The organism is Fictibacillus sp. S7 (assembly GCF_004127935.1).
Lineage (GTDB): Bacteria > Bacillota > Bacilli > Bacillales > Fictibacillaceae > Fictibacillus_C > Fictibacillus_C enclensis.
This window is the reverse complement of record NZ_QJKL01000001.1, coordinates 416,624-442,639: the sequence shown is the minus strand read 5'-3', so window position 1 is coordinate 442,639 and position 26,016 is coordinate 416,624. Positions and strand designations below refer to the sequence as shown.

At 45.7% G+C, this 26,016-nt stretch carries 32 protein-coding genes and 1 riboswitch; of the genes, 5 read left to right on the top strand and 27 right to left on the bottom strand.

Annotated features, from left to right (window positions below; genetic code table 11):
* Positions 1-183: 183 nt before the first annotated feature.
* The 12 genes from DMO16_RS02280 to DMO16_RS02225 all read right to left on the bottom strand — a co-directional run bounded on the left by DMO16_RS02280 (position 184) and on the right by DMO16_RS02225 (position 8,100).
* On the bottom strand, positions 184-726 hold the full coding sequence (locus DMO16_RS02280; protein WP_061970955.1) for a SpoIIIAH-like family protein: 543 nt from the start codon (positions 724-726) through the stop codon (positions 184-186).
* 3 nt (positions 727-729) lie between these two features.
* Positions 730-1,383 carry a stage III sporulation protein AG gene (gene spoIIIAG / locus DMO16_RS02275; protein WP_061970957.1) on the bottom strand — a complete coding sequence of 218 codons (654 nt, stop codon included), beginning with the start codon at positions 1,381-1,383 and terminating at the stop codon, positions 730-732.
* The gene (gene spoIIIAF / locus DMO16_RS02270; protein ID WP_129475132.1) at positions 1,367-2,005 is read right to left on the bottom strand and encodes a stage III sporulation protein AF; all 639 of its coding nucleotides are present in this window, start codon (positions 2,003-2,005) and stop codon (positions 1,367-1,369) included. The genes spoIIIAG and spoIIIAF overlap by 17 nt, the downstream gene beginning before the upstream one ends.
* 12 nt (positions 2,006-2,017) lie before the next feature.
* Complete coding sequence (gene spoIIIAE / locus DMO16_RS02265) at positions 2,018-3,184, bottom strand: stage III sporulation protein AE (RefSeq protein ID WP_082635755.1); 1,167 nt, start codon at positions 3,182-3,184, stop codon at positions 2,018-2,020.
* 42 nt (positions 3,185-3,226) lie between these two features.
* Positions 3,227-3,616 (bottom strand): stage III sporulation protein AD, encoded by a 390-nt coding sequence (spoIIIAD, locus tag DMO16_RS02260; protein ID WP_061971686.1) that lies wholly within the window; start codon positions 3,614-3,616, stop codon positions 3,227-3,229.
* Between the two features lie 14 nt (positions 3,617-3,630).
* Positions 3,631-3,837: a stage III sporulation protein AC gene (spoIIIAC, locus tag DMO16_RS02255; protein ID WP_061970965.1), complete on the bottom strand. Its 207-nt coding sequence runs from the start codon at positions 3,835-3,837 to the stop codon at positions 3,631-3,633.
* Between the two features lie 17 nt (positions 3,838-3,854).
* Positions 3,855-4,367 carry a stage III sporulation protein SpoIIIAB gene (spoIIIAB, locus tag DMO16_RS02250; RefSeq protein WP_061970967.1) on the bottom strand — a complete coding sequence of 171 codons (513 nt, stop codon included), beginning with the start codon at positions 4,365-4,367 and terminating at the stop codon, positions 3,855-3,857.
* A complete protein-coding gene (gene spoIIIAA / locus DMO16_RS02245) occupies positions 4,364-5,311 on the bottom strand; it encodes a stage III sporulation protein AA (protein WP_061970970.1) in 948 nt (315 codons plus the stop codon). The genes spoIIIAB and spoIIIAA overlap by 4 nt, the downstream gene beginning before the upstream one ends.
* Before the next feature lie 124 nt (positions 5,312-5,435).
* Positions 5,436-5,993 (bottom strand): elongation factor P, encoded by a 558-nt coding sequence (efp, locus tag DMO16_RS02240; RefSeq protein ID WP_061970972.1) that lies wholly within the window; start codon positions 5,991-5,993, stop codon positions 5,436-5,438.
* Positions 5,994-6,012: 19 nt separating this feature from the next.
* Positions 6,013-7,086 (bottom strand): M24 family metallopeptidase, encoded by a 1,074-nt coding sequence (locus DMO16_RS02235; RefSeq protein ID WP_129475130.1) that lies wholly within the window; start codon positions 7,084-7,086, stop codon positions 6,013-6,015.
* A 26-nt stretch (positions 7,087-7,112) separates the two neighbouring features.
* Positions 7,113-7,541, bottom strand: a complete 429-nt coding sequence (gene aroQ, locus DMO16_RS02230; RefSeq protein ID WP_129475128.1) for a type II 3-dehydroquinate dehydratase — start codon at positions 7,539-7,541, stop codon at positions 7,113-7,115.
* 67 nt (positions 7,542-7,608) lie between these two features.
* On the bottom strand, positions 7,609-8,100 hold the full coding sequence (locus tag DMO16_RS02225; RefSeq protein ID WP_241840419.1) for a YqhR family membrane protein: 492 nt from the start codon (positions 8,098-8,100) through the stop codon (positions 7,609-7,611).
* A 195-nt stretch (positions 8,101-8,295) separates the two neighbouring features.
* On the opposite strand from DMO16_RS02225, the gene DMO16_RS02220 reads away from it, so the two are divergent.
* Positions 8,296-9,246 carry a DUF1385 domain-containing protein gene (locus tag DMO16_RS02220; protein ID WP_129475124.1) on the top strand — a complete coding sequence of 317 codons (951 nt, stop codon included), beginning with the start codon at positions 8,296-8,298 and terminating at the stop codon, positions 9,244-9,246.
* Positions 9,247-9,258: 12 nt separating this feature from the next.
* Positions 9,259-9,618: an SA1362 family protein gene (locus DMO16_RS02215; protein ID WP_240482246.1), complete on the top strand. Its 360-nt coding sequence runs from the start codon at positions 9,259-9,261 to the stop codon at positions 9,616-9,618.
* Here the strand turns inward: DMO16_RS02215 and DMO16_RS02210 are convergent.
* From DMO16_RS02210 to DMO16_RS02195, 4 genes are all read right to left on the bottom strand, one after another.
* Positions 9,615-10,541, bottom strand: coding sequence for a patatin-like phospholipase family protein (locus DMO16_RS02210; RefSeq protein WP_338082311.1), 927 nt, complete (start codon positions 10,539-10,541; stop codon positions 9,615-9,617). The two genes, DMO16_RS02215 and DMO16_RS02210, sit on opposite strands and share 4 nt — an antisense overlap.
* Positions 10,542-10,622: 81 nt before the next feature.
* A complete protein-coding gene (gene mntR, locus DMO16_RS02205; RefSeq protein WP_129475122.1) occupies positions 10,623-11,051 on the bottom strand; it encodes a transcriptional regulator MntR in 429 nt (142 codons plus the stop codon).
* Between the two features lie 147 nt (positions 11,052-11,198).
* Positions 11,199-13,757: a vitamin B12-dependent ribonucleotide reductase gene (locus tag DMO16_RS02200; protein ID WP_129475120.1), complete on the bottom strand. Its 2,559-nt coding sequence runs from the start codon at positions 13,755-13,757 to the stop codon at positions 11,199-11,201.
* A gap of 337 nt (positions 13,758-14,094) precedes the next feature.
* Positions 14,095-14,931 carry a lipoate--protein ligase family protein gene (locus DMO16_RS02195; RefSeq protein ID WP_129475118.1) on the bottom strand — a complete coding sequence of 279 codons (837 nt, stop codon included), beginning with the start codon at positions 14,929-14,931 and terminating at the stop codon, positions 14,095-14,097.
* A gap of 151 nt (positions 14,932-15,082) precedes the next feature.
* On the opposite strand from DMO16_RS02195, the gene DMO16_RS02190 reads away from it, so the two are divergent.
* Positions 15,083-15,460: a rhodanese-like domain-containing protein gene (locus DMO16_RS02190; protein ID WP_061970994.1), complete on the top strand. Its 378-nt coding sequence runs from the start codon at positions 15,083-15,085 to the stop codon at positions 15,458-15,460.
* A gap of 52 nt (positions 15,461-15,512) precedes the next feature.
* On the opposite strand, the gene gcvPB is transcribed toward DMO16_RS02190, so the two are convergent.
* From gcvPB to gcvT, 3 genes are read right to left on the bottom strand one after another with little or no spacing between them, the layout of a single operon-like run.
* Positions 15,513-16,970: an aminomethyl-transferring glycine dehydrogenase subunit GcvPB gene (gene gcvPB, locus DMO16_RS02185; protein ID WP_129475116.1), complete on the bottom strand. Its 1,458-nt coding sequence runs from the start codon at positions 16,968-16,970 to the stop codon at positions 15,513-15,515.
* On the bottom strand, positions 16,970-18,310 hold the full coding sequence (gene gcvPA, locus DMO16_RS02180; protein ID WP_129475114.1) for an aminomethyl-transferring glycine dehydrogenase subunit GcvPA: 1,341 nt from the start codon (positions 18,308-18,310) through the stop codon (positions 16,970-16,972). Before gcvPA ends, gcvPB begins: the two co-directional genes overlap by 1 nt.
* A 27-nt stretch (positions 18,311-18,337) precedes the next feature.
* Positions 18,338-19,435, bottom strand: a complete 1,098-nt coding sequence (gene gcvT, locus DMO16_RS02175) for a glycine cleavage system aminomethyltransferase GcvT (protein WP_129475111.1) — start codon at positions 19,433-19,435, stop codon at positions 18,338-18,340.
* Between the two features lie 207 nt (positions 19,436-19,642).
* Positions 19,643-19,728: riboswitch (glycine riboswitch) on the bottom strand.
* A gap of 164 nt (positions 19,729-19,892) precedes the next feature.
* On the opposite strand from gcvT, the gene DMO16_RS02170 reads away from it, so the two are divergent.
* Both DMO16_RS02170 and DMO16_RS02165 read left to right on the top strand, forming a co-directional pair.
* On the top strand, positions 19,893-21,581 hold the full coding sequence (locus DMO16_RS02170; protein WP_129475109.1) for a DEAD/DEAH box helicase: 1,689 nt from the start codon (positions 19,893-19,895) through the stop codon (positions 21,579-21,581).
* The gene (locus DMO16_RS02165) at positions 21,550-22,344 is read left to right on the top strand and encodes a YqhG family protein (protein ID WP_061971005.1); all 795 of its coding nucleotides are present in this window, start codon (positions 21,550-21,552) and stop codon (positions 22,342-22,344) included. The genes DMO16_RS02170 and DMO16_RS02165 overlap by 32 nt, the downstream gene beginning before the upstream one ends.
* 27 nt (positions 22,345-22,371) lie before the next feature.
* Here the strand turns inward: DMO16_RS02165 and moaA are convergent, their stop codons facing one another.
* The 8 genes from moaA to comGC all read right to left on the bottom strand — a co-directional run bounded on the left by moaA (position 22,372) and on the right by comGC (position 26,007).
* On the bottom strand, positions 22,372-23,391 hold the full coding sequence (gene moaA, locus DMO16_RS02160; RefSeq protein ID WP_129475107.1) for a GTP 3',8-cyclase MoaA: 1,020 nt from the start codon (positions 23,389-23,391) through the stop codon (positions 22,372-22,374).
* 83 nt (positions 23,392-23,474) lie between these two features.
* On the bottom strand, positions 23,475-23,651 hold the full coding sequence (locus tag DMO16_RS02155) for a YqzE family protein (protein WP_162264544.1): 177 nt from the start codon (positions 23,649-23,651) through the stop codon (positions 23,475-23,477).
* A 17-nt stretch (positions 23,652-23,668) separates the two neighbouring features.
* On the bottom strand, positions 23,669-24,196 hold the full coding sequence (locus tag DMO16_RS02150; RefSeq protein WP_061971010.1) for a shikimate kinase: 528 nt from the start codon (positions 24,194-24,196) through the stop codon (positions 23,669-23,671).
* Positions 24,193-24,567 carry a competence type IV pilus minor pilin ComGG gene (comGG, locus tag DMO16_RS02145; protein ID WP_129475103.1) on the bottom strand — a complete coding sequence of 125 codons (375 nt, stop codon included), beginning with the start codon at positions 24,565-24,567 and terminating at the stop codon, positions 24,193-24,195. The genes DMO16_RS02150 and comGG overlap by 4 nt, the downstream gene beginning before the upstream one ends.
* Positions 24,564-25,004: a ComGF family competence protein gene (locus tag DMO16_RS02140; protein ID WP_061971015.1), complete on the bottom strand. Its 441-nt coding sequence runs from the start codon at positions 25,002-25,004 to the stop codon at positions 24,564-24,566. Before DMO16_RS02140 ends, comGG begins: the two co-directional genes overlap by 4 nt.
* Positions 24,962-25,291 carry a type II secretion system protein gene (locus DMO16_RS02135; protein WP_129475101.1) on the bottom strand — a complete coding sequence of 110 codons (330 nt, stop codon included), beginning with the start codon at positions 25,289-25,291 and terminating at the stop codon, positions 24,962-24,964. Before DMO16_RS02135 ends, DMO16_RS02140 begins: the two co-directional genes overlap by 43 nt.
* Positions 25,275-25,718 carry a competence type IV pilus minor pilin ComGD gene (gene comGD, locus DMO16_RS02130; RefSeq protein ID WP_061971019.1) on the bottom strand — a complete coding sequence of 148 codons (444 nt, stop codon included), beginning with the start codon at positions 25,716-25,718 and terminating at the stop codon, positions 25,275-25,277. Before comGD ends, DMO16_RS02135 begins: the two co-directional genes overlap by 17 nt.
* Positions 25,702-26,007, bottom strand: a complete 306-nt coding sequence (gene comGC, locus DMO16_RS02125; protein WP_061971021.1) for a competence type IV pilus major pilin ComGC — start codon at positions 26,005-26,007, stop codon at positions 25,702-25,704. The genes comGD and comGC overlap by 17 nt, the downstream gene beginning before the upstream one ends.
* Positions 26,008-26,016 lie beyond the last annotated feature (9 nt).

The following is a 26,016-nucleotide window of genomic DNA, read 5'->3' as shown; positions in this document are numbered from 1 at the left end:
AGCATATCATAATCGAGGATCAAATAATAGTTTTAATCGCTCTACAAGTACATACTACACGAAATCAAGCTGTTTTGTAAGCGTTCCCTCCTCATTTTCTCTATTAACAGCTTGACCAACGTTCCGCTTTCACATACCCTGTATAAGAATGGAAAAAGAAAAGCCGGGGATCATTTCCCCGGCTCATTTTGATTTACTTTGAAACTCTACTGCTACCTGTTTGTTGCCCAATTGTTCTTCTGCCTTCTTCATAATGGCTACTGCTTCTTTGGAAGATTTCTTGCCCTTTACTATGATTCTTACTTCATTATCCATCGTATTGACCAATGCATCGTCATATCCCATCGTCTTGATCAGCGTTTCCAGGGTGGATTCCTTCATTGTAAGTGACTGAAGCTCGGAAATCTTGGCAAGCGCTTCTGCCTGAACTTCTGCAGATGCATTCGGTGAGGCAATGGCCGCCGTATACTGGCTGCTCAACTCATCACGGCTTTCATCCCTTTTCATGCGCAACGCTGTAAACAAGTCATCACTGGCAGCAGAGGTGACCGCCGCATCGGAGTTTTTCTTCGATTTTGCTCCCTGCTCCTGCTTGGCCGTGTTTTTCCCTTTTTCAAGGTAGGCCAGATCATCCCCTGATCCCGGGGCCGTAATATAATAGACGGACAAAACAATGATCAAACTGAGCATGGTCAGCAGCCAGACGGTTTGTTTTTTTAATAGCATTCCTTATTCCCCCTCAAATTTTTTCGGTATGACCGAGACTTTGTCGCTTCCAATATCAAATACTTTGGTTACAGCATCGATGATCATTTCCTTGACGCGCAAATTTTCAGCGCCTTCTGCCGCAACGATAACTCCTCGAACCTTTGGTTTCTCTGTTGTAATCACTATGGGTTTTTCTTCATCCCCACTTTTTATGGTCACTACTTCTTCATCGGTTTTATAATCGTTAATTGTGCGTTCTCCCCCGTTTTTATCGGATTCTTTTGTTGTCTGGTTCTGCCTCCTCTCATTCTTTTGAATTTCTTTGATTTCTGTCGTGTCAAGCGTTACCATAACTTTGACTTTTTGCACACCGGATATCTGTTCAAGAATGTCCTTCAGCTGTGTGGCATAAGTGTCTTCAAAGTCCCTGAACTTTTTGGCGGAAGAGGTTCCTGATGATTTAAAGACTGTCTTTGATTCATCCGGCTTTGTTACGGACATGGCAGGAAGGTTGGCCTGATCCCCGGAAGATGGAGTAAAAAGCTTGCTGGCAATCATAATGGCAAATCCCAAGAGCAGCAAAATCCATATATAAGGAGGAGGCCCTTTATTGCTTTTGACTCCCGGAAGCACGTCCATTAATTTCTGAAGCCATCCTTTACTTTTTTTCTCCATGCTCTTCTCCTCCTTCCGTAAAGATCACTACATTTTTTTCTTTCATCTGCCATTTTTTCGCCAGGAACGCTTGCACAGGCTTGGACTGAAATGGTGCCCGTTGTTCCTGGACAGGTTGTTCCGCATTGATTTCCACATTCTTTACAGCAGGAACAGTAATCTGTTTTTCGTTCGCTGCCGCTGCCAGGGTAACCTGAACCGACTGGATATCATCAGGATTCGATGTGTTGCCGGCAGTCTTTTTCGGAACCAGAACAAGATCGGAAATGGTTACTTCATAGCGGGCCTTCAACTCCTCTTTCACCAGGTTCTCCATGTGGACACGCGTTTGTTCTAAAATATATGCAGACTGAGAGTCTTGTATTTCTTTTTTCTTTGTATCTATCGAATTTTTTATCTCGCTCTCTTTGACTTTTGAATCAATGCCAATCTTCTCGAACACCTTGTCGACGTTGGAACCGGCGACTTTCAGGAGTGGATTAAGAATGGCAAGAATGAGAAGAAGGCCGACTACCATTTTGATATATTTCTGAAAGCCATTATTCGGCAAAAGCAGATCGACGATGACAGAAAGCAGAATAATCAGCACGATATTCGAGATCCAGTCGGTCAAAAATTCCATACCCGCCTCCTGCTATCGAATCATTAATGATAGATTGCCCGCAGCGACAATAACAGTAACAGCGATAAAGAACATGATGGATACTGTCGCAAGTGCCGCAAAGATATAAAATACGCTCTTGCCGATAATGCCCAGACATTCAATGATCGGCCCGCCTCCCAGCGGCTGAAGAACGGCGGCTGCAAAGCTGTAGATCAAACCGATGGCCAGCACTTTGATGGCCGGAAACACAGCCAGCAGAAAAAGAATAGCCACACCGGCGATGCCGACTGTATTTTTGAGTAAAACAGATGCGCTCATTACCGTATCGGTCGCATCGGTAAACATCCGCCCCACCACCGGAATAAAATTGCCTGTGATAAACTTTGCGGTTTTCACCGTTATGCCGTCTGCTACAGCCGTCGTAGCCCCCTGAACAGAGATCACACTGAGAAATACGGTGAAAAACACAGCCAGCGCCCCCATGCCAAGAGACCGGAGCAGCTTGGCCAGCTGAGTGACTTTATGGTGTTCGGACAACGTGCTTACAATGCTTAAAAGGGCCGAAAGAAACAACAGTGGAAGTATAAAGCTATTGATCAGAATGGAGCTTGAATTTACGAGAAACACAATAATGGGATGAAAAAAGGCAACGGATGTAATGCTTCCCACCGTTGCCATGAGCGCCAGCAGGAGAGGCACAAGCGCCATCATAAAGTTCATCATGGTTTCAATGGCTTCCTTGGAATACTGCATGGCAACATGAAAGCTGTTCAGGGCCAGGATGATCAGAACCATATAGATAATTGCGTAAGCAACCTTGCTGACACTGTGATGCTCAAAGGCATTTTGGATCGTCTGCAGCAGCATGCTGAACACTGTCAGCAGAATAAGCGTTCCGAGCAGCTTTCCCTGCACAAGAATTTCATAGAATAAATATTTTAAAATGCCAATGGCCCACGCCTTGATGCTAAACTCTTTTTCTCCTTTCACAAATTCGAGCAAGGTGCCCTTTTGTGTCTCCGGCAGAAACCCTCCATATTCATTCATAATGGTTGTCCAATACTCTTTAATATCATCTATCCCAAGCTTGGACAGCTGTTCGTTCATAATGTTCTCGGTCATTGAGGCTGCCTGCACAATTTCCCCGCCGCTGTTCCACAGGTAAAATCCCAAAAGCAAGCAGAGCAGTACAACCACCTTTTTAGGTTTTGTTTTTAACCATGCCGTCTTCCTCACCTCCTATCTGGGGATCAAGTTAATGACCGTTTCAATAATGATAGATAAAATCGGCAACGCCATCACCAGTATCAAAATTTTCCCTGCCAGTTCTATTTTTGCTGCTATAGCCCCCTGGCCCGCATCCTTTGTAATTTGCGCGCCAAATTCTGCGATGTACGCAATGCCGATAATTTTCATGATGGTTTCTACATACATCAAATTAATATGGGCTTCCTCCGCTAGGTGCTGAAGCATTCGTAGTACGAGGGCAATCTGATCGATTAAAAAAAGAAAAATGGAAATTCCGATAACGAGTGTCAGTAAAAAGGCAAAGGAAGTCTTTTGTTCTTTCAGAATGAGGGCAAGAAACGTACCGATCAGGCCTAATCCGACAATTTGAAGAATTTCAATGTTGGATACCCCCTTCAATTTTGAAAAAGAAAAACGCCCTTCACTTTTTGAAATAAATCACTCAAGAGCGAAATGACAATAAAAAGTGCGACGATAAAGCCCAGCAGCGTAACCCAATTCGCATAATCTTCCTTACCCACCATTTTTAAAACACTGTGAAGCATCGCTACCACGATGCCAAGACCGGCGATTTGAAAAACGACATTAACGTCAAAACCCATCTGTTTTCCTCCCATGCCTACACCAATAGAATTATGATCAGCAGCCCCAACAGGATCCCCAGGCTTTTATACATCTTTTCGTGTTTCAGTTGAGCTTCATTCGCTTCAGCGAGTTCCCGCTCCAGGTGAGCCAGCGCGAGCCGGATCTGTTTTTGCTGATTTTCCCGGTCATGCCGTCCCAGCGTTGCTCCAAACTGTCTGAGAATTTCAATCTCTTCTTTTTTAAATGATGAGGCCGCTGACAAGTGAGACAAGCCGTTTTCCCATGCTTCCTGGACCGAAGATACGGACGCTTCAAGCGACTTGCCCGCATGAAGGAAAAATTCAGCCACCGGCCCACTGAGCTGCCTGCTGAGATGCAGAAACGCTTCATCCAGAGGGATAAGCCCGTACATGATCTCAGCTTCCAGCGATTGAAGGCCGACTTTCAGCTGCCTGAGCTGCTTTGGCCGCTCACGCACTTTTTTAGCCAGTTCGAAGCCAATCCATGTGGTTGAAATAAAAATACAGACAGCACCTAGCCAGCTCATAAGCTGCTGCTCCTTTTTTCCATCGGAAGCGGCTTCCTGTCCCTGTCGTAAACTCCCTGAACCGTGCCGGGTCTGCCTGTCCGAGTCAGTTCCACATACCGGTCAAACAATTTCATTTCCGCAAGAGGAAAAATTGCGGGTCTCCTCAGGGCTTCCTCAAGTGAGTAACCATGCACGGTCATCATCATTTGCACACCCGCATTCATTGCTTCAAGGATGGCGTCAACATCTTCTTTTCTGCCGATTTCATCCACAATCAACACTTCCGGGCTCATCGAACGGATCATCATCATCATTCCCTCGGCTTTCGGGCAGGCATCAAGAACATCCACCCGTTCACCCAACACGAATTGCGGGATCCCTTTTACGCTTCCTGCAATCTCGGACCGTTCATCCACAATGCCGACTTTGCTTGAGGGAATATTTTTCGTACGGCAGCCGGCACTGGCCGTTCTGGCCAAATCCCGAAGCAAAGTGGTCTTACCGGTTTGCGGAGCTCCGACAATTAACGTATTAAGCCAGTGTCCATCTTCATAAAGTCTGGATACCAGGCGATCTGCACTTCCGATTTTTTGTCTGGCGATACGGATGTTGTAGGAACCGATATCCCGTATCGCTTTCACTTCTCCTTTTTCTGTGATCACCTTTCCTGCAAGTCCGACCCGATGTCCCCCCTTGATGGTGATATAACCTCTTTTCAGTTCCTCTTCAAGGGCATAGAGGGAATACCGGCTCAGTTTATTAAGAAGCTGTACCCCGTCTTCTGGCTGTATAATATATGGGCCGTCACCTGCAAGGAGAAATTCCGGCCGTCCATTGATAATGAGTTCAAGCGGTTTCAGCAGGCGGAACCGTATTTCTTCGATCCGCTCCTTACGCTCCTCCGGAAGCTGCATGATAAGCTCTCCAACCGCTTCCGGCAATACGGCTAATACCTGTTCCAAGTGCACCACCCCAAAAAGAAATTGCTATTATACCTTATGGCTTGTCATCCCCCAATATGACTCTCAGCCGCAAACAAAAAAGCTTCACTCCCTTTAGGGAATGAAGCTTTAGATTTTTCTTTTTCTATGCTCTTGAAACGTAATCTCCAGAACGTGTATCAATGATTAACCGGTCTCCCTGATTTATGAAGAAAGGCACCTGAACAATTAAACCTGTTTCAAGCGTAGCCGGTTTTGAACCGCCGGAAGCTGTGTCTCCTTTGATGCCAGGCTCGGTTTCCGTTACTTCCAATTCAACCGTGTTTGGCAGCTCAACACCAATGGTTTCTCCTTGATATTGCATGATTTGGACCACCATGTTTTCAAGCAGAAACTTCAATTCGTGCTCAAGCTGTGCAGAGGAAAGCTCGGTTTGCTCATATGATTCGTTATCCATAAACGTATGTGTGTCACCGGAAGCATACAAATATTGCATCTTTCGGTTTTCAATGTGGGCTTTGGCTACTTTTTCACCGCCGCGGAATGTTTTTTCCTGAATGGATCCTGTACGAAGGTTACGAAGCTTGGAACGTACAAACGCCGCTCCTTTTCCTGGCTTCACGTGCTGGAACTCCATTACCTGCCAGATTCCGCCGTCTACTTCAATGGTCAAGCCTGTTCTAAAATCGTTTACTGAAATCATCGTTTTTCCTCCTGATTATCTATCCTAAAATAAGAAGCTCTTTTGGAGAATGTGTCAGTGATTCGTTGCCTTCTTTCGTAATCACCGCATCATCCTCAATTCTTACACCGCCAAGACCAGAAATATATATGCCTGGTTCTACAGTTACAATCATTCCCGGCTCCAATACCACTTCCGAATGGATTGCCAGACTTGGTCCTTCATGGACCTCAAGGCCAATCCCGTGTCCGGTGGAATGACCGAAATGCTCGCCGTAGCCTTTTTCCGTGATATAATCCCTTGTTAAGGCGTCTGCCTGTCTGCCTGTCATTCCCGGTCTAATTCCCTGCATACCCCTTGCCTGTGCTTCATAAACCGTTTCATAAATGGTTTTAAGCTCTTTGGTGATCTCACCAACAGCAACGGTCCGGGTAATATCTGAGCAATAGCCTTTATAGTATGCACCAAAGTCTAGGGTGACCAATTCTCCTTCGCTGATTATCTTCTCCGATGCCCTGCCATGGGGAAGCGCGGACCGGAAGCCTGAAGCAACTATAATATCGAAAGAAGAAGAATCAGCGCCATTTTTCCTCATAAAGAATTCAAGTTCATTTGAAACGTCCAGCTCAGTGACTCCGGGTTTTATGTATGACGTGATATGCGAGAATGCCGCATCCGCAATTTGCGCAGCTTCCTTTAATATCTTAATCTCTGAATTATCCTTAATCAAGCGTAATTTTTCAATGAGACCCGAAACCGCTACAAGCTCTGTCCCAACACCGACTGCATACTTTTCGTACGTTTTAAATCCTGCAAAGGTAAGGTGATCCTGTTCAAACCCTGCTTTCTGGATGCCCATTTCCTTCAGCGTAGCAGCCACTGTTTCCTGAATGGACGTGCTGTGTCTGATGACTTCAAAATCTTTGGCTTGCTCTGCCGCCTGATCGACATATCTGAAGTCAGTGATCAGCCTTGCTACTTTTTCGGAGATCACAAGAACACCTGAACTTCCAGTGAACCCGCTGAGATACCTTCTGTTAATCGCGGATGTGACAATCAATCCATCGATCTGATGGTTTTCAAAACCATTTCTGAGTTTCTCCAGTTTTGACATGCCTTTTCCTCCCTGCCTCTATTTAATCACACGCCAAGAAGCGCCAATACAGCAAGTTCGTAGCCCTTTACACCCAGTCCTGCGATCTGGCCCGCTGCGACAGGTGCGATGACGGAATGGTGGCGGAACTCTTCTCTTGCATGAATATTTGAAATATGTACCTCAATAACCGGGATATTCACACTGGCAATAGCGTCACGTATTGCATAACTATAATGAGTAAACGCGCCTGCATTCAGCACAATGCCTTCAAACTCGTCCTCTGCAGCGTGAATCCAATCCAGAATATCGCCTTCATGATTGCTTTGCCGGCAAACTGCGGAGGCCCCGTTTTCTTCCGCAAACGTGATCAGACGCTCTTCAATGGAGGCCAGGTCATTCTTGCCATAGATGCCGGGCTCTCTTTTGCCAAGCCTGTTTAAATTCGGGCCATTTATAACTAGTATCCGTTTCATCGATTGTCCCCTCAAAAAAATAGAATGTTCCATGAACATTCTATCACACCCCTATTTTTTTGAATAGTTAGGTACTTTGTCCGTTTTCGGCTTCTTGTCGTTCCTGATATTCAAAGGAAATGGAATAGCCTACAAATACTCCATACAAAATGTACAGGCACAACGTGGTGGATATCGTATTCCTGCCTATTTTATTCATTGGCTCAAGGTCAGGGAAAATGGGATGCAGCAAATAGAAAACGAGTACCCAAAGAAGAACTCCGAAGAAAATACCGGCAAACTTACTTTTTATCCGAGAAAAAAGAAACCGGTAAACAATAGCGACCAAAATGGAAAGCAGCGCAATGACTACTACACCGATCAATTGCCCTAACCACTGGCTTTTCCATTTTCCCAATGCCCAGGGAGCGAGGATCAATGCCGGTCCAATTTTGGACAAGTTTAAGTAGTATGCAAAAAAGCCGATGAACCCCCAGAACAGGCCGCCAAAAAAGCCCACACTCACCACCCTGCCCATGAAAGAACTTGGTTCATCCCGCTTGTTTTTATCTCTGTTCATCTCATACATTTATAAAGTACACCTCCATTTTTAGTATGTCCCTTTTTCTTCATCTCTTATCACTATAGGATCTATTAATATTCCGTGTTAAAACTGTATAAAATGGGAAAAATAAAGTTAAAGCACGATTGCCTAGAGGTTTATAGCGTTTTCCTGTAGAATTAAAGTTATAAACAATAAGGTAGAGGTGTAGAAATGACAGATCAGAAGAAACCGGCATACGGCGGCCAGGCCGTCGTCGAAGGGGTTATGTTTGCCGGCAAGCACACATACGTCACCGCCATCCGCAGAAATGATGACAGCATTGATTATTACGAAGTGCTCAAGCCATACAACCCTTGGATGAACAAAATAAAAAAGATTCCTTTCCTCCGCGGAATCGCAGCGATTCTGGAAGCCAGCTCCAACGGCACCAAGCATCTGAACTTTTCCACCGAGCGCTACAATGTAACACCGGGAGAGGAACTAAAAAAGGAAGAACCAGCTTCATCCAAGGCCATGTTCATTTTTAGCCTCGCGGTTGTCGGGGTACTGACTTTCCTCTTTGGAAAATTTGTTTTCACTCTTGTACCCGTATTCCTGGCAGAAGCTTTCCGGCCTTGGGTTCAAAGCCATGTTGGCCAAAACCTGCTGGAAGGATTATTCAAGTTTCTTTTTCTTCTCTCTTATATTTACTTTGTGTCGATGACTCCTACTGTAAAACGGGTATTCCAGTACCATGGGGCCGAACACAAAGTCATTAATGCCTATGAAAACGGCTATGAACTTACCGTGGACAATGTCAAGAAGCAGTCACGTCTGCATTACCGGTGCGGCAGCAGCTTTATACTGTTTACGGTAGTCGTTGGAGTTGTTGTCTATCTGTTTGTACCGTCTGACCCTTTGTGGCAGCGTGTGATATACCGGGTCGTCCTGATCCCTGTGGTCCTTGGCATCTCCTTTGAAGTCCTGCAGATCACAAACAAACTAAGAAACATTCCTGTGTTGCGTTATCTCGGATATCCGGGATTATGGCTTCAGCTTCTCACAACAAAGGAACCTGACCGAAAGCAGACGGAAGTAGCGATTCTTTCTTTTACCGAAATGCTGAAGCGGGATGAGGAGCATGAAAAAAGTAAAATTGAAAACACTACTAAAATCGTTTAATTTTCCAAGGAGGTGAACCTGTTGCACCGAAGATCATTTCATCCAGTGATTTGGGTTATTATCGTGTTGGCAGTAGTTGGACTTGTTTCACAATTGTTTACTTCACCTCGAAATTTATTTACGCAGCTGCTAGTGGCCGGTTTGGTCATAGCTGTCATCTATTTCATTTTCCAGCGGTTCCGCCCGGGGGAAAATGGAAAATATAAAAAGGCTGTCAAGCAGTCCAAACGGAAATACAGCCAAAGCGTTGTTCCGGTCAAAAAAAATACTTCGCCCAATAAACCGGCCGCGTTTAAAAAGCGGAGAAGAGAGCATAACCTTACCGTTATCGAAGGAAAGAAAAATAAGAAAAAAAATCGAGCTTCGTTCTAAGCTCGATTTTTTTGTGGCGTCCATATTTTTTTGCCTGCAATCCAACGGTTCAAAAATGCTGCTCCCTGCAAATAACCAAAATCCATGAGCGCATTTTTGGTTTCTTCCGTCAGATCAAAGTCAACCACGGAAATCTCTTTTACCGGTATGAAAATAATATCCCTGGCATCGTAGTTGGAAATATGCCGGTTATCGTGCGCCTCCATCATTGTCTGAAACAAGGCCTTAAACAGGTTAAACGCGTTGTTTACCTGATGGGCCTGGACCTTTCCATAGGAGCTGCTAAGCTGAAACCCGAGGACAGGCCGCTCTGATGTCCGGTCTTTGCGCTGAAACAGCCACATCGGGAAATTGCTCAACACACCCCCATCGACAATATAGCTTTTTTGACCAATCCGGTTGTATAGCTTGATTGGGTAAAAAAAGTATGGGATGCTGCAGCTCATCCGTACCGCACGGGCAATTGGAAACTTTTCTTTTAGCAGGCCGTATTCCTGGAGATCATCTGGCAGCACCACCAGCCGGCCACGAGTGATATCTGACGCTACTATTTTCAGTGAACCTTCGGGAATATCAGCAAAGGTCTCAATGCCCTTTGCCTTTAACAACTCTTTAACCCACTTTTCAAGTGCATCCCCTTTGTACAACCCCAACTTCCAGTATACCTTCAGCCAGTTCATGAATGGCACCGGCACCAGCGATTTTTTTTCGTCCATAAATTGCTTGAGGTCGGCTGTATGAATCAATGTTTTCATTTCACTTGAACTGTACCCTGCGTTCAACAGACAAGCAACCAGCGCCCCTGCACTTGTTCCGGCAATCCGATGGAACGAGATTCCCCGTTCTTCTGCTGCCTGAATGGCTCCGATCAATGCGATAGCTTTAATGCCACCGCCCGAAAATACGCCGTCAACCTTCATCATGCACTCCCCCCATCATTATCCTAATCATGAGGGGAAGTACAATATTCGATAAACGGCGAAATAAAAACAACCACAACAGAGTTATGATTGTTCCTGATTTCTTTGCTGCACTTCTTTTAGTGCTTCAATGCGTTTCGGATCTTCTTCAAAATACTGCAAAAGGTCTCCGATCCTGTCAATGGCATTCCAGCTCAAATGATGCTCGATACCTTCCACATCTTCAAAAATATTCTCTTCATCGACGCCGATGACCTTGAGAAGCCCTTCCAGCAGATCGTGCCGATAAACAAGGCGTTTTCCTAGTTTTTTTCCATTTGGAGTTAATACAAAACCGCGATACTTCTCATAAACGAGGTATTTTCCTTTATCCAGCTTTTGGATCATTTTCGTAACGGAGGAGGGGTGGACTTCCAGGCTTTCGGCAAGATCTGAAACCCTTGCGTATCCCTTTTCTTCAATTAACGCGTATATTCGTTCGATATAATCTTCCATGCTCGGTGTTGGGGGCATGCTGTTCCCTCCGATTCATTCTTTCACTGTTCTGTCTAAAATTTTACTATACAAAAGATAGTGTGACAAGGGAGTTTGGATTTTATGAGTCCCCTCATAAAAAAAGAGGCAGACCCGTGGGTCTTGCCTCTTCAATAAACGTACCGTTTACAGTCCGCATTTCAGCTGCGTGTTGCAGTTTGTGCAAGTATTGCAGCCGCCGATTTCTTTAACTTTTCCTTTTCGGCATACAGGGCATGTATTGCCCACTTCGTTTCCGACCGTAACATCGGTGGAGCGAAGATCCGTAATGGTGTCCACCAGAACGACCTTGCTCTTTTCCTCTTCGCCGAGATTCATCTCGGTTTGCTCAAAGGATTCTTCCGCTTTTAGGGTAAGCACCTGTGCATCACGGCTTCCGTCTACATACACCGTTCCGCCTTTTGCTCCGCCCTTGTAAAGGCGCTCATACACTTTTTTCACCTGGTCCACAGAGTAGCCTTTTGGCGCGTTCACTGTTTTACTGATCGAGCTGTCCACCCAGTTTTGGATGACACATTGAGTATCAGCGTGTGCTTCCGGTGAAAGTTCCATGGCTGATACAAAGAATTCAGGCAGGTTGTTTTCATCCGCCTCCGGATTGTTGGCCAGGTATTCATTTACAATGTCAGCCTTCACTTCAATAAATTTGCCCAAACGTCCGCTTCTGAAATAAGAGAAGGAGAAGTAAGGTTCTAATCCTGTGGAGACTCCAACCATGGTTCCTGTGCTTCCAGTTGGCGCCACAGTAAGCAAATGGGAGTTCCTGATGCCGTATTTCAAGATTCCTTGATGGATATCTTCCGGCAGTTTTTTCATATAACCAGTTTTGATAAAGTTTTCACGAAGCTGTTTGGTTTCTGCTTCTGTCTTGCCCACCAAGAATGGAAAGCTGCCTTTTTCTTTGGCCAGCTCAATCGATGTGCGGTAAGCGGTCGTTGCAATAGTTTCAAATATCTTATCAACCATAGCACTTCCTTCTTCAGACCCGTACATCGTTTCGCAATAGATGAGAAGATCGTGAAGACCCATGACTCCAAGACCGACACGGCGCTCGCCAAGAGCCTGTATACGGTTCGGCTCAAGGAAGTACGGAGTCGCATCGATTACGTTATCCTGCATGCGTACGCCAACTTCAACGGTGCGCTCCAGCTTCTCAAAGTCAATCGTTTTATTCACTTTGTCCGCCATGTTGCCAAGGTTAACTGCAGCAAGATTGCAGACAGAGTATGGTGCGAGAGGCTGCTCGCCACATGGGTTTGTTGCGACTACCTTCTGGCCGTAAGCAACGGCATTGGTCTTGTCGTTGGCATTATCGATAAAGAAGATACCAGGCTCAGCAGAATAAGTAGCACAAATGTTAATCAGGTTCCAAAGCTCTCTTGCCTTAATGCGCTTGTAAACACGGATGCTGTAGCCTTTTTCTTCCCAGACACGAACATCTCCTGTTTCATGCCATTCTTCGTTGTAGGCTCTCATTTCTTCCGGTGTGTAATTTTCAACATTTGGGAAGCGTAAGGCATATTCCGCATCCTTTTCTACGGCTTCCATAAAATCTTTAGTAATGGTTACAGAGATGTTTGCCCCAGTAAGGAAATCCGGATTATGGACGCTGTATGTTCCGCCGTCACGAAGCATACGCTCCGCTTCGCGATGAACATCCGCATCAAATCCGCCTGTCCCCGGGATTTCCTTGTAACGGAGAATTCCCTCGTACATTGCTTTTTCCGTTGGAGTAAGCGGCGTAAATTTCAGCTTGTCCTGAGCGACCTGCTTAATCTTTTCATCCTCGGTGTTTTCAATAAGGTAGCGAAGAATTCTTGGGTTTTGCATTTTTGAAATGATGAAATCAATAATATCAGGGTGCCAGTCCGCGAGCATGATCATCTGTGCACCTCTGCGAGACCCGCCCTGCTCTACCAAATGCGTTAGCTTCGCAATATCATCCAGCCATGAAACCGAACCGGACGATTTTCCGTTAACTCCGCGGGCAAGCGCGTTTTTCGGACGGAGGGTGGAACCGTTCGTTCCAACACCGCCTCCGCGGCTCATAATCTCCATCACCTGCTTGCGGTGATCTGAGATTCCTTCACGGGAGTCTCTCACGTATGGCATCACGTAGCAGTTGAAGTACGTAACGTCCGTTTCCGCCCCGGCACCGTACAGAACACGGCCGGCAGGAATGAAGTTCATCTCGGAAAGTTCCTTATAGAACTTCTCAAAGGATTCCAGGCGCTTTTCCTCGGTCGTTTCGACGCTTGCGAGCCCTGTTGCATTCCTCTTGGCAATCTGCTCATAAAAAACCTCAAGCGGCTTGTCCATCACATCAAGCGAACGGTTAATGATGCCTGATTCCGCTTCTTCCGGCTTGTCGAGCACCGCTTTAAATTCATCTTCCACACGCACACGAGCTGTTTTCGCTTCCCAATCGATGCTAACGATGTATCCAAGCCCTCTTGCCGGGAATTTCGGATCTTCTTTTACCGTCAGAACGACAAAGTCTCCTTCCTTTAACGTTTTTCTTTCGGTATCTTTAAAGCTGTATCTGTCCAGCATGACGAGCCGTGATACACCCTTATGTGCTGTTTTCATGTCGCTGGTTACCGGATGTACTTGAGGAAATTGCTCAATATCCTTATTCAGCATTTCAATGTTGATTCCTGAAGGGTCACTTACTGCTACTCCCATCATTCTCCTCCTCGTAAGTAAAATAGAAGACTCTATCTATATGTTGTATGTAGTTTAGTTACCACTATACTATATATAGGTAAACCTGTTGTCAAAATATTTATGTTGTCAAACTTGGAAAACCACGCTTTCGTAAGAAAAACAGTGAATGAATTGTTTTTCTTGTCTCAAACCACCTTAAATCCCATAGATTTAAAGATTGAAAAATGTCCGCTTTGGAAGAACGTTGAAACCACAGGCTTTTTGGAGTTGGGTCAAAAAAAGCCCTGAAATTTTTTTCCGTCTTGACATCCAAAAATAAAAACCGAGACAACAAAATCTTGTCCCGATTTTCGCCTTATCTTCTGAACGTCCACTCTTTGCTTCTATATCTAGTTTCTGCAATCTGTTCAACTTCTCGTTTTTGCTCGTCGCTTAACTGATACGGCTGCAAATCAAGATTCAAACCGGATTCAAAGCCGGCATGAAAAGCTTGTTTAGCCTCATCAGGCGTGACCGGTTTTTCACGGAGCTCATTCATCGCCACCGCTTTGCTTTTAAATGCTCTTTGCATTCTCTCCCTCACCCGGTCGCTTGGATAGACAAACAGGTCAAACAACTTGTCTTCGTCAAGATCCAGCAAGATGGAACCGTGCTGGAGGATCACACCTTTTTGTCGGGTTTGGGCACTGCCGGCGACTTTTCGTCCTTCCACCACGAGCTCATACCAGGAAGGAGCGTCAAAACAGACGGCAGAGCGGGGATTTTTCAAGCCCGCTTTTTCTTCTTCCGTACGGGGAATGGCAAAATAGGCTTCGAGGCCAAGATTACGGAATCCCTGCAGAATACCTTCAGAAATGACACGGTACGCTTCAGTTACCGTTTTTGGCATGTTAGGATGCTCTTCACTCACGATCACACTGTATGTAAGCTCCTTGTCATGGAGAACGCCGCGTCCGCCGGTTGGCCTGCGCACAAAACCAAGTCCGTAGTGTTTTACCGCCTCAAGGTTGATTTCCTTCTCAGCTTTTTGAAAATAACCAATGGACAAGGTTGCGGGATTCCATCCGTAAAACCGGATAACAGGGGGAATCTTTCCTTCGCTGTGCCATGTCAGCAACGCTTCATCCAACGCCATATTGTAGGCTGGATCGCAATTTCCTGAATCAATGAATAACCACTTTTCTCTTTCCATATAACTATCTCCTTTTTGATACCTTACTAGTTTATCAAAACTATACCTTCTGTCAAAACACAAAGTACTGCCAATTTTTAATATTATTCTTTTGATTCTGGCGGTCGGTGAAGATATAATTAAAGGAGATATAAAAAAGGAGTGCAAGCATATGGAATGGATTATCGTTCTTGTTATTTTGGCAGCCATACTTGTTTATCTCGTAGTAACTGCCCTGAACCAAAAAAGATTCTTGAAGACGTTGAGTGAAGAGGAATTTAGAGCTGGCTACCGAAAAGCCCAGCTGATTGATGTGCGTGAACCGGATGAGTTCAAAAAAGGGCATATCCTTGGCGCTAGAAACATTCCCCTTACTCAGATGAAGCAGCGAAAAATGGAAATTCGCCCGGACAAGCCGGTTTATCTATATTGCGAAAGCGGCATGCGCAGCGCCAGAGCGGCCCAATTCTTGCGAAAAAACAAATATACAGATCTTTCTCACTTACGAGGCGGATTTAAAAAATGGACAGGCAAGGTAAAATCTTCATAAACGTAAATAAAAGGTTCGGGATCATTTCCCCGAACCTTTTTTCTATTACTCTCTACTTAACATATCGTAATACCGGTTTACGGGCAGCCATTGCTTCATCCAGCCGCTTAACGACAGTGGAGTGAGGCGCTTCCTGTACAACCTCCGGTGACTCTTCTGCTTCTTTTGCGATTTGGATCATAGCATCGATGAATTCATCGAGCGTTTCCTTGGATTCGGTTTCCGTCGGCTCAATCATGATCGCTTCTTCGACAGACAGCGGGAAATAGATCGTAGGCGGGTGATATCCGAAATCAAGCAGGCGTTTCGCCATATCCAAGGTTCGAACGCCAAGCTTCTTCTGCCTTTTTCCGGACAAAACAAACTCATGCTTACAATGCTGGGTGAACGGCAGATCAAAATGCGGCTCAAGCCTTCTCATCAAATAGTTGGCATTCAGCACCGCATACTCGGACACCTGTTTCAGTCCAATCGGTCCCATTGTGCGAATATACGTATACGCCCGAACATTGATGCCAAAGTTTCCATAATACGGTTTTACCCGGCCAATGGACTGTGGACGGTCGTATTCAAACGTAAAACCTTCCCCTTTTTTCATCAATACCGGCTTCGGAAGGAATGGAATCAGATCCTTTTTCACCCCAACAGGTCCGGATCCCGGTCCGCCCCCGCCGTGCGGTCCTGTAAAGGTTTTATGCAGGTTAAGATGGACAACATCAAAGCCCATATCCCCCGGACGGGTATAACCCATAATTGCGTTCATATTCGCACCGTCATAATACAGCTTTCCGCCTGCTTCATGAACGATTGCCGCCATCTCAAGGATGTGCTCTTCAAACAAGCCGAGCGTGTTCGGGTTCGTCAGCATGAGTGCAGCTGTATCTTCCCCGACCACACGTCTCAGATCATCAAGATCCACCAATCCGCGGTCATCTGATTTTACAGTGATCGAGTCAAAACCGGCGACTGTTGCTGATGCAGGATTAGTTCCGTGTGCGGAATCGGGTACGATGACCTTCGTGCGCTTTTGATCTCCATTGGCTTCATGGTAGGCACGGATCATCATCAGCCCGGTCCACTCCCCATGGGCACCGGCAGCAGGCTGAAGCGTCACTTCATCCATTCCTGTAATTTCGGCCAGTGACGTTTGCAGGTTATACATCATCTCCATGGCACCTTGAACTGTTTCTTCTTCCTGAAGCGGATGAATTTGTGCAAAACCGGCATAACGGGCCACATCTTCATTGATTTTCGGATTGTATTTCATCGTGCACGAGCCGAGCGGATAAAATCCTGAGTCAACGCCATGATTACGTTTGGAAAGCGCGGTATAGTGACGCATGATTTGCAGCTCGGAAACTTGCGGCAGCTCGGCATGTTCGGTGCGGACGTAATCATCCGGCAGCAGCGAACTGAGGTCTGCTTCCGGAACATCGAGAGCCGGGAGACTGTAACCCACTCTGCCTTCTTTCGATAGTTCAAAAATAAGTAACTGATCTTGAGTGTTCATTATAGCCCCTCCAATACGGTTGCCAGTTTATCAATCTCGCTTTTTGTTCGCAGTTCGGTTACGGCAATCAGCATATGATTTTCGAGTTCAGGAAAGTCCCTTCCAAGGTCATAGCCGCCGATCATTCCGTGTTCAAGCAGCTTTTTATTGATTTCTTTGACCGGACCATTAAGCTTCACGACAAATTCATTGAAAAATGGCGCTTCATATGGAATGTTGAATCCTTTTTCCGAGAGAATGTTTTTGGCATAGTGTGCTTTTTGGATGTTTTGAACAGCAACCTCTTTTATTCCCTGCTTGCCAAGGGCTGTCATGGCTACAGATGCAGCCAGCGCATTCAGCGCCTGGTTGGAACAAATGTTGGACGTCGCCTTATCACGGCGGATATGCTGTTCACGCGCCTGAAGGGTTAAAACAAAACCGCGTTTCCCGTTTTCGTCCACCGTTTGGCCGACAAGCCGTCCCGGCACCTTTCTCATCAGCTTTTTGGTTACAGCAAAATAACCGCAGTGCGGGCCACCGAACCCCTGAGGAATTCCAAATACTTGTGCATCACCTACAACAATGTCCGCTCCGAATTTTCCAGGAGGCGTCAATACACCGAGAGAAAGCGGATTGCTTGAAACGACAAACATCGCTTTTTGGCTGTGAACGATTTCTTCGATGTCCTTTAGCGGTTCGACCTGACCAAAGAAGTTCGGATATTGAACGAGAACACAGGCTGTTTCATCGTCCACCGTGTTTTTCAATTCTTCCAGATCCGTCAATCCATTCTTGGTGCCCACTTCCACCACTTCAAGTCGCTGTCCGTTGGCATACGTTTGAAGCACTGCAAGTGATTCGGGATGGACACTTTTGGATACGATGATTTTTTTGCGTTTTGTTTGTCCTGCAGAAAGAAGAGCAGCTTCTGCAAAAGCGGTTCCGCCATCATACATCGAGGAATTCGCCACATCCATGCCTGTCAGCTCACAGATCATTGTTTGAAATTCAAAGATTGCCTGCAGCTCCCCTTGCGAGATTTCCGGCTGGTAAGGAGTATAAGCGGTATAAAATTCAGAACGCAATGTCACATGGTTTACAATAGAAGGCGTATAGTGATCATACACCCCGGCTCCCAAAAAGCTTGCATACTCCTTGGTGTTGATGTTTTTTTGCGACAGCATAGACATATATTTTACAAGCTCCGGCTCAGGCAGTGCAGGTTCGATCTGCAAATCGCCTTTAAAACGAACGTTTTCTGGAATGTCTTTAAACAGTTCTTCTGTGGATGAAATGCCGGCCGCTTCCATCATTTCCTTTTTGTCTTGCTCGGTCATTGGCAAATATCGAAATGTCATAACTGTGTCCTCCCTTTGGGGCTTTGATTAGCTGCGTTTATAAAATGGCGATTTTACAACAACCGCCTTCAAGCGTTTTTGTCTGATTTGCACGTCGACTTCGGTTCCTAATTCGGCAAATTCCGTTTTTATGAGCGCGAGGCCCAGATTCTTCTTCAAGGTTGGTGATTGTGTTCCGGTTGTAACCTCACCAATCCGTTCGCCATCCTTGAACACTTCATAATGAGAACGCGGAATCCCTTTATCAATCATCTCAAGCCCGACCAGTTTTCTTGGTGCTCCTTCTTCCTTCTGTTTCTTCAACACGTCTTTGCCGATAAAGTCAGTTTCTTTATCCGTTTTTACCGCAAAACCGATCCCTGCTTCGATCGGAGTAATGTCTTTTGTGAGCTCCTGTCCGTAAAGCGCAAGTTTTGCTTCAAAACGGAGAGTATCACGTGCACCCAATCCGCAAGGAACCACACCCTCTTCTTTGCCCGCTTCAAGAATCATATCCCAAAGCTTGACCGCCGCTTCAGGAGAACAATAAATTTCAAATCCGTCTTCGCCTGTATAGCCCGTGCGCGATACGAGCGCATGGATACCCTGAAGGCTGACATCACGTTTGAATTTAAAAAAGCCAATGGAGGACAGATCGGTCTCTGTCAGCTTTTGCAGAACACGTTCCGCGAGTGGTCCCTGCAACGCAAGCTGGGCCGTTTCTGCAGAAATATTGGAAAGCTCGACCCCTTCACCAAGATGGGACTGTAGCCAGTCAAAGTCCTTTTCGATGTTGGAGGCATTGACAACAAGCAAGTAGTGCTGGTCGCTGTACTTATACACCAACAGGTCATCTACGGTGCCGCCGTTTTCGTAGCACATCACGGTATACTGAGCGCCGCCATCCTTTAATTTGGAAAGGTCATTAGTAAGCATGCGCTGCAAAAAGGCGCTTGCCCCTTCTCCTTTTACTTCAAATTCTCCCATGTGCGAAACGTCAAACAGCCCCGCTTTCGTACGAACCGCTTCGTGTTCCTCACCAATACGGGAAAACTGGACAGGAAGCTCCCAGCCTCCAAAGTCAATCACTTTTCCGCCATGCCCTTTGTAAATGTCAAAAAGTGGTGTGCGCTTTAAGTCCCTCATTACGTTTCCTCCCTTTCATCCATCATTGGTAATATTCGAAAAATTCCAAGTAAATAAACCATCGCCTGCAGAATATGGAAAATACAAAAAAGGACAGAGAAATACCATTAGTCAGGTATCCCTCTGTCCTTCAACCAGTAAGTTTGGAAAGGGGCATGCCCCTTCGTTTCTTCGTTGGTGGTCCATAGTGGACGCTCTCCAGAGACGCGTCAAACAAGAGTCTTTTTGCCTGAGAGTTTCGCTCCTGCTTGCTCCTTCGGCGCTACCGAAATAGTCTCTCCTCTTGCTTTCATTCGCAAGTATGTTATTTTTGTCCGTCGTCCATACTAGTAAATAGGTTTTGCCTTGGAAACACATTATTATCCTATCATTATTTTAGTTTAAAAAGCAACGCAATTTTGAGAATTGAAAACCGCAGTGTGCAAGCGGATTATGATACATAGAAAGGAAAGCGGCCATGAATCTTAATATCAACTTTAACCGGGAATGGCATGACGAATTTATTAAACGGATGGATGATGATGGCCCCTGGACAAAATGGGAGTTATATAACCTTGCGCTTGAAGCGGAAAAGAATTTATCCATCCCTGATTTTCTCGGTCTTCAGGCTCCGGGACATCTTCCGCAGCTTACCTTCCTTCCCCATCAGCTTGAGGTTGCAAAAACCGTGATCGAAAAAATGAACGGCAAAGCCATTCTCGCCGATGAGGTCGGGCTTGGAAAAACGATTGAAGCCGGGCTGATCCTGAAGGAATACATGATCAGGGGACTTGCCAAAAAGGTCCTTATCCTCGTACCCGCTTCCCTTGTTCTGCAATGGACAGGAGAATTAAACTCCAAGTTTTTCATTCCTGCGGTGGCGCAAAAAAAATCATACGTTTGGGAGCAGTGCGAGGTGGTCGTATCCTCCATCGATACCGCAAAACGCCAGCCTCACCGTGACATTGTCCTGAACCAGGATTATGACATCATCGTGATCGATGAAGCTCACAAGCTTAAAAACAAAAACACGAAAAACTATGAATTTGTTCAGCATTTAAAAAAGAAATTCTGCCTTCTTCTCACCGCTACACCGGTTCAGAACCGGGTAGAAGAAATCTTTAATCTGGTTTCCTTGTTAAAACCAGGACATCTTGGCAATCAGGAAAACTTTGATAAAGACTTCAGGAACGACAAGCATTCCTTGAAGAACGAGGAAAAGCTGAAGCAGCTCGTAAATAAAGTGATGGTCCGGAACCGAAGAGAAGAAACAGGGCTAAAATGGCCCAAACGGTTTGTTAAAACCATTCCGATCACCCTTTCAGAAACTGAGCGTAATTTGTACAGCAGCATTTCCGAACTTAAGGAATTGCCTCAGTTCAGCCGAAGCAAATTTTCTGTGCTTACCCTGCAGCGCGAAGTCTGCAGTTCTAGAGAAGCCTGCTTCATGACACTGAAGAACATGCTTCAAAAAGACCCTTATTCCGAACATACCATTGTTCCTGTCATGAAAAAAATAGAAGAGGTCACCCAAAATTCCAAGGCGATGAAAACGCTCGAGCTCGTGCAATCGATCAATGACAAAGTGATTATCTTTACCGAATATCGGGCCACCCAGCTCTATCTGCAATGGTATCTGCAGCAGCATGGCATCTCTTCAGTTCCGTTTCGCGGCGGATTTAAACGGAGCAAAAAAGAGTACATGACCCATCTGTTTAAAAACCATGCACAGGTGCTTATCGCCACAGAAGCCGGCGGAGAAGGAATTAACCTCCAATTTTGCCAGCATATCATTAACTACGACCTGCCGTGGAATCCGATGCGCATTGAACAGCGGATCGGCCGGATTCACCGGATCGGACAAAAAGGCGACGTTCATATTTATAATTTCGCAACAGAGAATACCATTGAAGAACGGATATTGAACCTTCTCTACAACAAGATCAATCTGTTTGAAAGCGTAATTGGTGAGCTCGATGAAATACTGGCTAAATTTGAACTAAAAAACATTGAAACTTACATTTCTGATATTATGCTGAACTCGGAAAGTGAAGGGGAGATGAAAGTGAAAATGGACAATCTTGCCTCGCTGATCAATCTCGGCGGAGGCATAAAAAAGAAAGGCTGGGAAGAACATGCAGCAGCACGAGATTCATCATTTTCTTGAACGGTATTTTGAAGCCAATGAATGCACGGTGGAAGCAAGACATCCCAGTTATATGAAGATTCAGCTGACCGTGGAACTCGATAAGCTATTGATGAACCGACCGTTTTACTGGCATTACCTGGAGAAAACCGGGGGCGTTCCCAATCCACTGACCCTCACACTTGTAACGGGCCAGCAAACGCCTCCCGACGGCGGCGGAGAGTTTATCCATTTTGGTTCCCCCCGGCTACATCAAATTTTTGCTTCCACCAAGAAACTGGGGTCTTTCATTCGGATGTATGAATCCATCACCCAGCATTCCGGGCAAAACATTGCTCTTCATCCGTGGCTGTGTGTGAATATGAAAACCTCTTATCAGTGCGACCGCAAAAAAGACCGTATTTCCTCCTATGGCATCCATCTCATTACGGGACGCATGGTAGAGTCTTTTCATGAGAAGCTCTCAAAGCTTCCGCTGACCCGCAAGATTCCTGACTTCTGTTACACCCTTTCCCCCTTCATCCGGCCCATTAGCGGGTTAAAACGGATCGAATCTCTTGTGGAACAGGAAATCAAGCAGGATGACCACAGCTGGGCGGAAGATGCGAAGGCAAGATGGCGTGAAGACGAAGACCTTTTGGACCGCTTTTATGAAGATGAAGAGGAAAAGCCGGAGTACTACCACGTGGAAAAAGAAGCACTCCGTACCCAGTATGAGCCAATAATCAGCGTGGATATCATAAACGGCGGATTGTTTTATTTGTCTGAGACAGCCCTGTCATAATCGTGGAAACCAAAAAGGAGGCTGCAATCAGCCCCCAATGTAAGACATCTCAATTTTCTTTCTTGTGGCCGCGCCCTCCCGGCGTTCGTCGGAGTAACGGTCAGTACGGTTTTTCCAAATTCGGGAAATAAGTGCATCCAGTTCTAGATCTGTTGCCCCTTCTCGAAGGGGTGTTTTTATGTCGGTTCCGTTCGAAGCAAATAGGCAGGTGTACACCTTGCCGTCAGCAGACAGCCTCGCTCTCGTGCAGGAGGAACAAAAGGAATCGCTGATCGATGAAATGATGCCAATCTCATTTTCTCCATCAGCAAACTGATAGCGGGAAGCAACCTCACCATAATAGTTTTCCCGCACGGGTTGAAGAGGCAGTTCGCTTTGAACGTTCTTAAGAATTTCTTCCTTCGTCACGACTTCTTTCATGTTCCATCCGTTCGTTGTCCCTACATCCATAAATTCAATAAACCGAAGAATATAAGGAGTGGATTTAAAATACTTGGCCATAGGGAGAATTTCCTGTTCGTTCACTCCTTTTCGGACCATCATGTTGACTTTCACTTGCAGGCCCGCTTCATGAGCAGCCCTCATACCTTCAAGCACCGGTTTCACCCCGATTCCCCTGCCGTTAATTCGGCCAAAAAGATCGGAATCAAGAGAATCAAGGCTGACGGTCACGCGATCCATTCCGGCTTTCTTCAGGTCATGGGCGACACGAGGCAAAAGTACACCATTTGTTGTAAGAGCAAGATCTTCGAGCCCCTTGAGCTGGTTCAGTTCCCCAATGAGCTCCGGAAGGTTCTTTCTCATCAGCGGTTCACCGCCCGTGATTCTCAGCTTGGTCACACCTGAAGCAACAAAACGCTCAGCAACCTTTATAATTTCATCAAAGCTTAAGAGCTCTGTCTTTTCCAAAAAAGGATAATCCTTGTCAAAAATTTCTTTCGGCATACAGTACGAACACCGAAAATTGCATTGGTCTGTTACTGAAATCCGCAAATCTTTCAGAGGCCGTTTCAGCCGGTCCAGCAATGTTTTTTCATTTCCCATCATTACCACACTTCTTCATTTTTAGGTTAATTCAACCCTATCATATAATTTTAAAAATGAACAATGTTAGGATTGTGCAGGCAAGACTACTTTTTGTTCTTTTTAAATACCATTCCAAGCGATAACGGAAGCATTCCAAAAAGCGAAACGAGAACTGGCTGTTTTCGCTCCGCTTTTTGCTCTTTCAAATACAGTTTTTCCTCTTGTGTCCGGCTCAGCCGTTTAACAAGAGACTCGATCAAAAATTTAAAATACGCGTTCACGGGAAACCACACCTTTTTTATCGTTTGTCCCCAGTGTATCCCATTTCAGAGCGCTTTAACCTTGCTGCAATGCGTTCGGCCGCTTCCTCTGGGTGGCATCCTCCGGTCTCGAGCGCCCAGTGGCAATCCCGGTAAATCGGAAGCCGCGATTCATATAGCTTTTGCATTTCCTTCTTTTTTTCCTGGTTAAACAGTGGACGGCTTGTGTCTTCTTTCAGCCGTTCAAAAATAGTTTCCAGGGAACAGCTCAAAAAAATGACAAATCCGTTCTCCATCATAAATTTCCGGTTTTCCGCGGAAACCGCAAGACCTCCGCCTGTCGTAATGACGGCATCTTCCTTTGGCAGTTCAGCAAGAATGGCAGCTTCATAGCTTCGGAAAACTGCTTCACCATCTTCGGCGAAGATTTCGGCAACCGTCTTACCGTATGTTTCTTCAATCAAACGGTCCGTATCAATGACCGGCAAGTCCAGCTCTTCACCGAGCAGTGAGCCCACTGTCGTCTTGCCGGACCCCATGAATCCTGTTAAAAATATCGGCTTCAACTTGTACCCTCCACCCACTTGGTAATCGTTTTTGTCTCGCTATTATAATATATAATCACGCTTTTTGTCTGAAGGTTTTTCAAAATGGCCGATAATTTTAGCTCAATCACAGGAAGGCCTGTCTTGTTCATCTGACAGTCCACTACTCCTTCACGGAACTCAAACCGGCTTGCCGGTACATTGTCCTGCTTCAAAGTCAGGAGGAGTTCACTGCTTGTTTTCTCAATCATCTGATCGAGCTGAAAGCGGTGTTTCTGGTCCGCTAAAAATTGCTTTTCTCCCAAATACATAAAGAGCTGATGAGCAGTCAGCATGGAAATGATCAGACAGAACACCAGCACCACCGGAAAAATATATCCTTTTTCATTCATGGAGACAGCCCCGTCTTTCGGACAAAAACGCGCTTATACACATGGGAAGCCGTATCGATAATCACCAATGTAACAGCCGAATCTTTTATGGAAGGCCGGAATTGCTTGACGGAAAACAGCCACGTCTCATATCCTTGTCCATTGATTTGTTTGCGAATTCTGTTTTGATAATAAGAAAAGCTAATCTGCTGGCCGGATTCTGACGAAAGAAGCAACCGGTCAGCATTCGCTGTAACTTGATTGGCTTCCCGGATCAACGGGCCAATGGACATATAGAAAGATTCCAGCTCTTCTGCAGGAACCCTGTTCTCCATTGGAGGGGAAAGAACCTTTATTAAAAGGGGAGAAAGCAAGGCAAGCATCAGAAAAATAGCAAGAGCAATTACCGTTTCGATCAGGGTAAAGCCATTTGGTTGACTCTTTTGATTACACCACATTCACTGTACATCCTTTTATTTTTACCGGTAAATGCAATACAAGGCGCTCCTTCCCGGAAATCCCATTTGAATTCCCCTGTTTCTCCTGCCACTGCCCCTTCTTCCACCTCACTTCCATCACTAAGCTTATTGGCCAGAAGCTCTAACGCTTCCCTTTGCTGCTGAAGGGTGAAGCGTTCATGATAAATCCGGTAAAGCACGGGAGCGGCGGCACCGATCACGATCGAAAGCACACTCAAGGCAAGCAGTGTTTCCAAGAGATAAAAGCCATTACAATCTCTCCACATAAAACCGCCCCTTTCCCAGCAAAAACACTAGTCGGTATTTCCCGGCATCCGTTTTAATCAGCAATGTGCCCGATGAACTGATGTTTCCGTTTTTCGTGTACGTAATTTTCATCGTCATGGTGGAAGATTCCACATCAACCTGATCCGCATATATTATCTCTTTGAATACACTGCTCGTCCCGCTGCCAACCACATAACGATGCTGATCAGGGTAAATATGCAAGAAAACAACCTTTTGCTGCACCACAGCTTGGCGCTGTGTAAAGTACAGATCTCTTTTCAACTGTTCCAGGAAAAAGTGCACCTCCCTGCTTTTGTAGTAGCTTTGCAATGAAACTGCGGTTACTCCAAGCAAAATGCCACCGATCGATAATACGATCAACAGTTCAACCAAGGAGTATCCGTTTACTTCAGTTGCCCGCTTCAACCACTACTCCGTTTTGAAGTTCCAATGCTTTGCCGCTTGGACACTTTACTGTATCTACATAATCTTCTGTTACCAGTGTGCTAAGGTCAGTCAGTTTGGTCCCTTTTTCCGCTTCATATGCGCCAACCTGCCCCTGAACAAGATCAATCGTCGCCTTGCAGCCAATATCCTTTGCAACACCCAGATTCTTTGCCATGCTCGGTAAGGCGATCAAAAGGAGTACAGAAATAATGAGGAGCACAATCATCATTTCGATCAGGGTGAAACCATCTTCGCTTAATTCTTTCATTAACCCACC

What these genes read in the sequence shown, in the direction of transcription:
- DMO16_RS02280 (WP_061970955.1), bottom strand. Translation starts at nt 726, where the DNA reads ATGCTATTAAAAAAACAAACCGTCTGGCTGCTGACCATGCTCAGTTTG.
- DMO16_RS02170 (WP_129475109.1), top strand. Translation starts at nt 19,893, where the DNA reads ATGAATCTTAATATCAACTTTAACCGGGAATGGCATGACGAATTTATT.
- comGC (WP_061971021.1), bottom strand. Translation starts at nt 26,007, where the DNA reads ATGAAAGAATTAAGCGAAGATGGTTTCACCCTGATCGAAATGATGATT.
- DMO16_RS02195 (WP_129475118.1), bottom strand. Translation starts at nt 14,931, where the DNA reads ATGGAAAGAGAAAAGTGGTTATTCATTGATTCAGGAAATTGCGATCCA.
- DMO16_RS02135 (WP_129475101.1), bottom strand. Translation starts at nt 25,291, where the DNA reads ATGTGGAGAGATTGTAATGGCTTTTATCTCTTGGAAACACTGCTTGCC.
- spoIIIAC (WP_061970965.1), bottom strand. Translation starts at nt 3,837, where the DNA reads ATGGGTTTTGACGTTAATGTCGTTTTTCAAATCGCCGGTCTTGGCATC.
- spoIIIAB (WP_061970967.1), bottom strand. Translation starts at nt 4,367, where the DNA reads ATGAGCTGGCTAGGTGCTGTCTGTATTTTTATTTCAACCACATGGATT.
- efp (WP_061970972.1), bottom strand. Translation starts at nt 5,993, where the DNA reads ATGATTTCAGTAAACGATTTTAGAACAGGCTTGACCATTGAAGTAGAC.
- DMO16_RS02200 (WP_129475120.1), bottom strand. Translation starts at nt 13,757, where the DNA reads ATGGGAGTAGCAGTAAGTGACCCTTCAGGAATCAACATTGAAATGCTG.
- DMO16_RS02235 (WP_129475130.1), bottom strand. Translation starts at nt 7,086, where the DNA reads ATGTCAAAACTGGAGAAACTCAGAAATGGTTTTGAAAACCATCAGATC.
- comGG (WP_129475103.1), bottom strand. Translation starts at nt 24,567, where the DNA reads ATGAATGAAAAAGGATATATTTTTCCGGTGGTGCTGGTGTTCTGTCTG.
- moaA (WP_129475107.1), bottom strand. Translation starts at nt 23,391, where the DNA reads ATGATGGGAAATGAAAAAACATTGCTGGACCGGCTGAAACGGCCTCTG.
- DMO16_RS02210 (WP_338082311.1), bottom strand. Translation starts at nt 10,541, where the DNA reads ATGATGAAGGTTGACGGCGTATTTTCGGGCGGTGGCATTAAAGCTATC.
- gcvT (WP_129475111.1), bottom strand. Translation starts at nt 19,435, where the DNA reads ATGAGGGACTTAAAGCGCACACCACTTTTTGACATTTACAAAGGGCAT.
- gcvPB (WP_129475116.1), bottom strand. Translation starts at nt 16,970, where the DNA reads ATGAACACTCAAGATCAGTTACTTATTTTTGAACTATCGAAAGAAGGC.
- aroQ (WP_129475128.1), bottom strand. Translation starts at nt 7,541, where the DNA reads ATGAAACGGATACTAGTTATAAATGGCCCGAATTTAAACAGGCTTGGC.
- gcvPA (WP_129475114.1), bottom strand. Translation starts at nt 18,310, where the DNA reads ATGACATTTCGATATTTGCCAATGACCGAGCAAGACAAAAAGGAAATG.
- DMO16_RS02225 (WP_241840419.1), bottom strand. Translation starts at nt 8,100, where the DNA reads ATGAACAGAGATAAAAACAAGCGGGATGAACCAAGTTCTTTCATGGGC.
- DMO16_RS02140 (WP_061971015.1), bottom strand. Translation starts at nt 25,004, where the DNA reads ATGTGGTGTAATCAAAAGAGTCAACCAAATGGCTTTACCCTGATCGAA.
- DMO16_RS02165 (WP_061971005.1), top strand. Translation starts at nt 21,550, where the DNA reads ATGCAGCAGCACGAGATTCATCATTTTCTTGAACGGTATTTTGAAGCC.
- mntR (WP_129475122.1), bottom strand. Translation starts at nt 11,051, where the DNA reads ATGCCCCCAACACCGAGCATGGAAGATTATATCGAACGAATATACGCG.
- spoIIIAG (WP_061970957.1), bottom strand. Translation starts at nt 1,383, where the DNA reads ATGGAGAAAAAAAGTAAAGGATGGCTTCAGAAATTAATGGACGTGCTT.
- DMO16_RS02190 (WP_061970994.1), top strand. Translation starts at nt 15,083, where the DNA reads ATGGAATGGATTATCGTTCTTGTTATTTTGGCAGCCATACTTGTTTAT.
- spoIIIAF (WP_129475132.1), bottom strand. Translation starts at nt 2,005, where the DNA reads ATGGAATTTTTGACCGACTGGATCTCGAATATCGTGCTGATTATTCTG.
- DMO16_RS02220 (WP_129475124.1), top strand. Translation starts at nt 8,296, where the DNA reads ATGACAGATCAGAAGAAACCGGCATACGGCGGCCAGGCCGTCGTCGAA.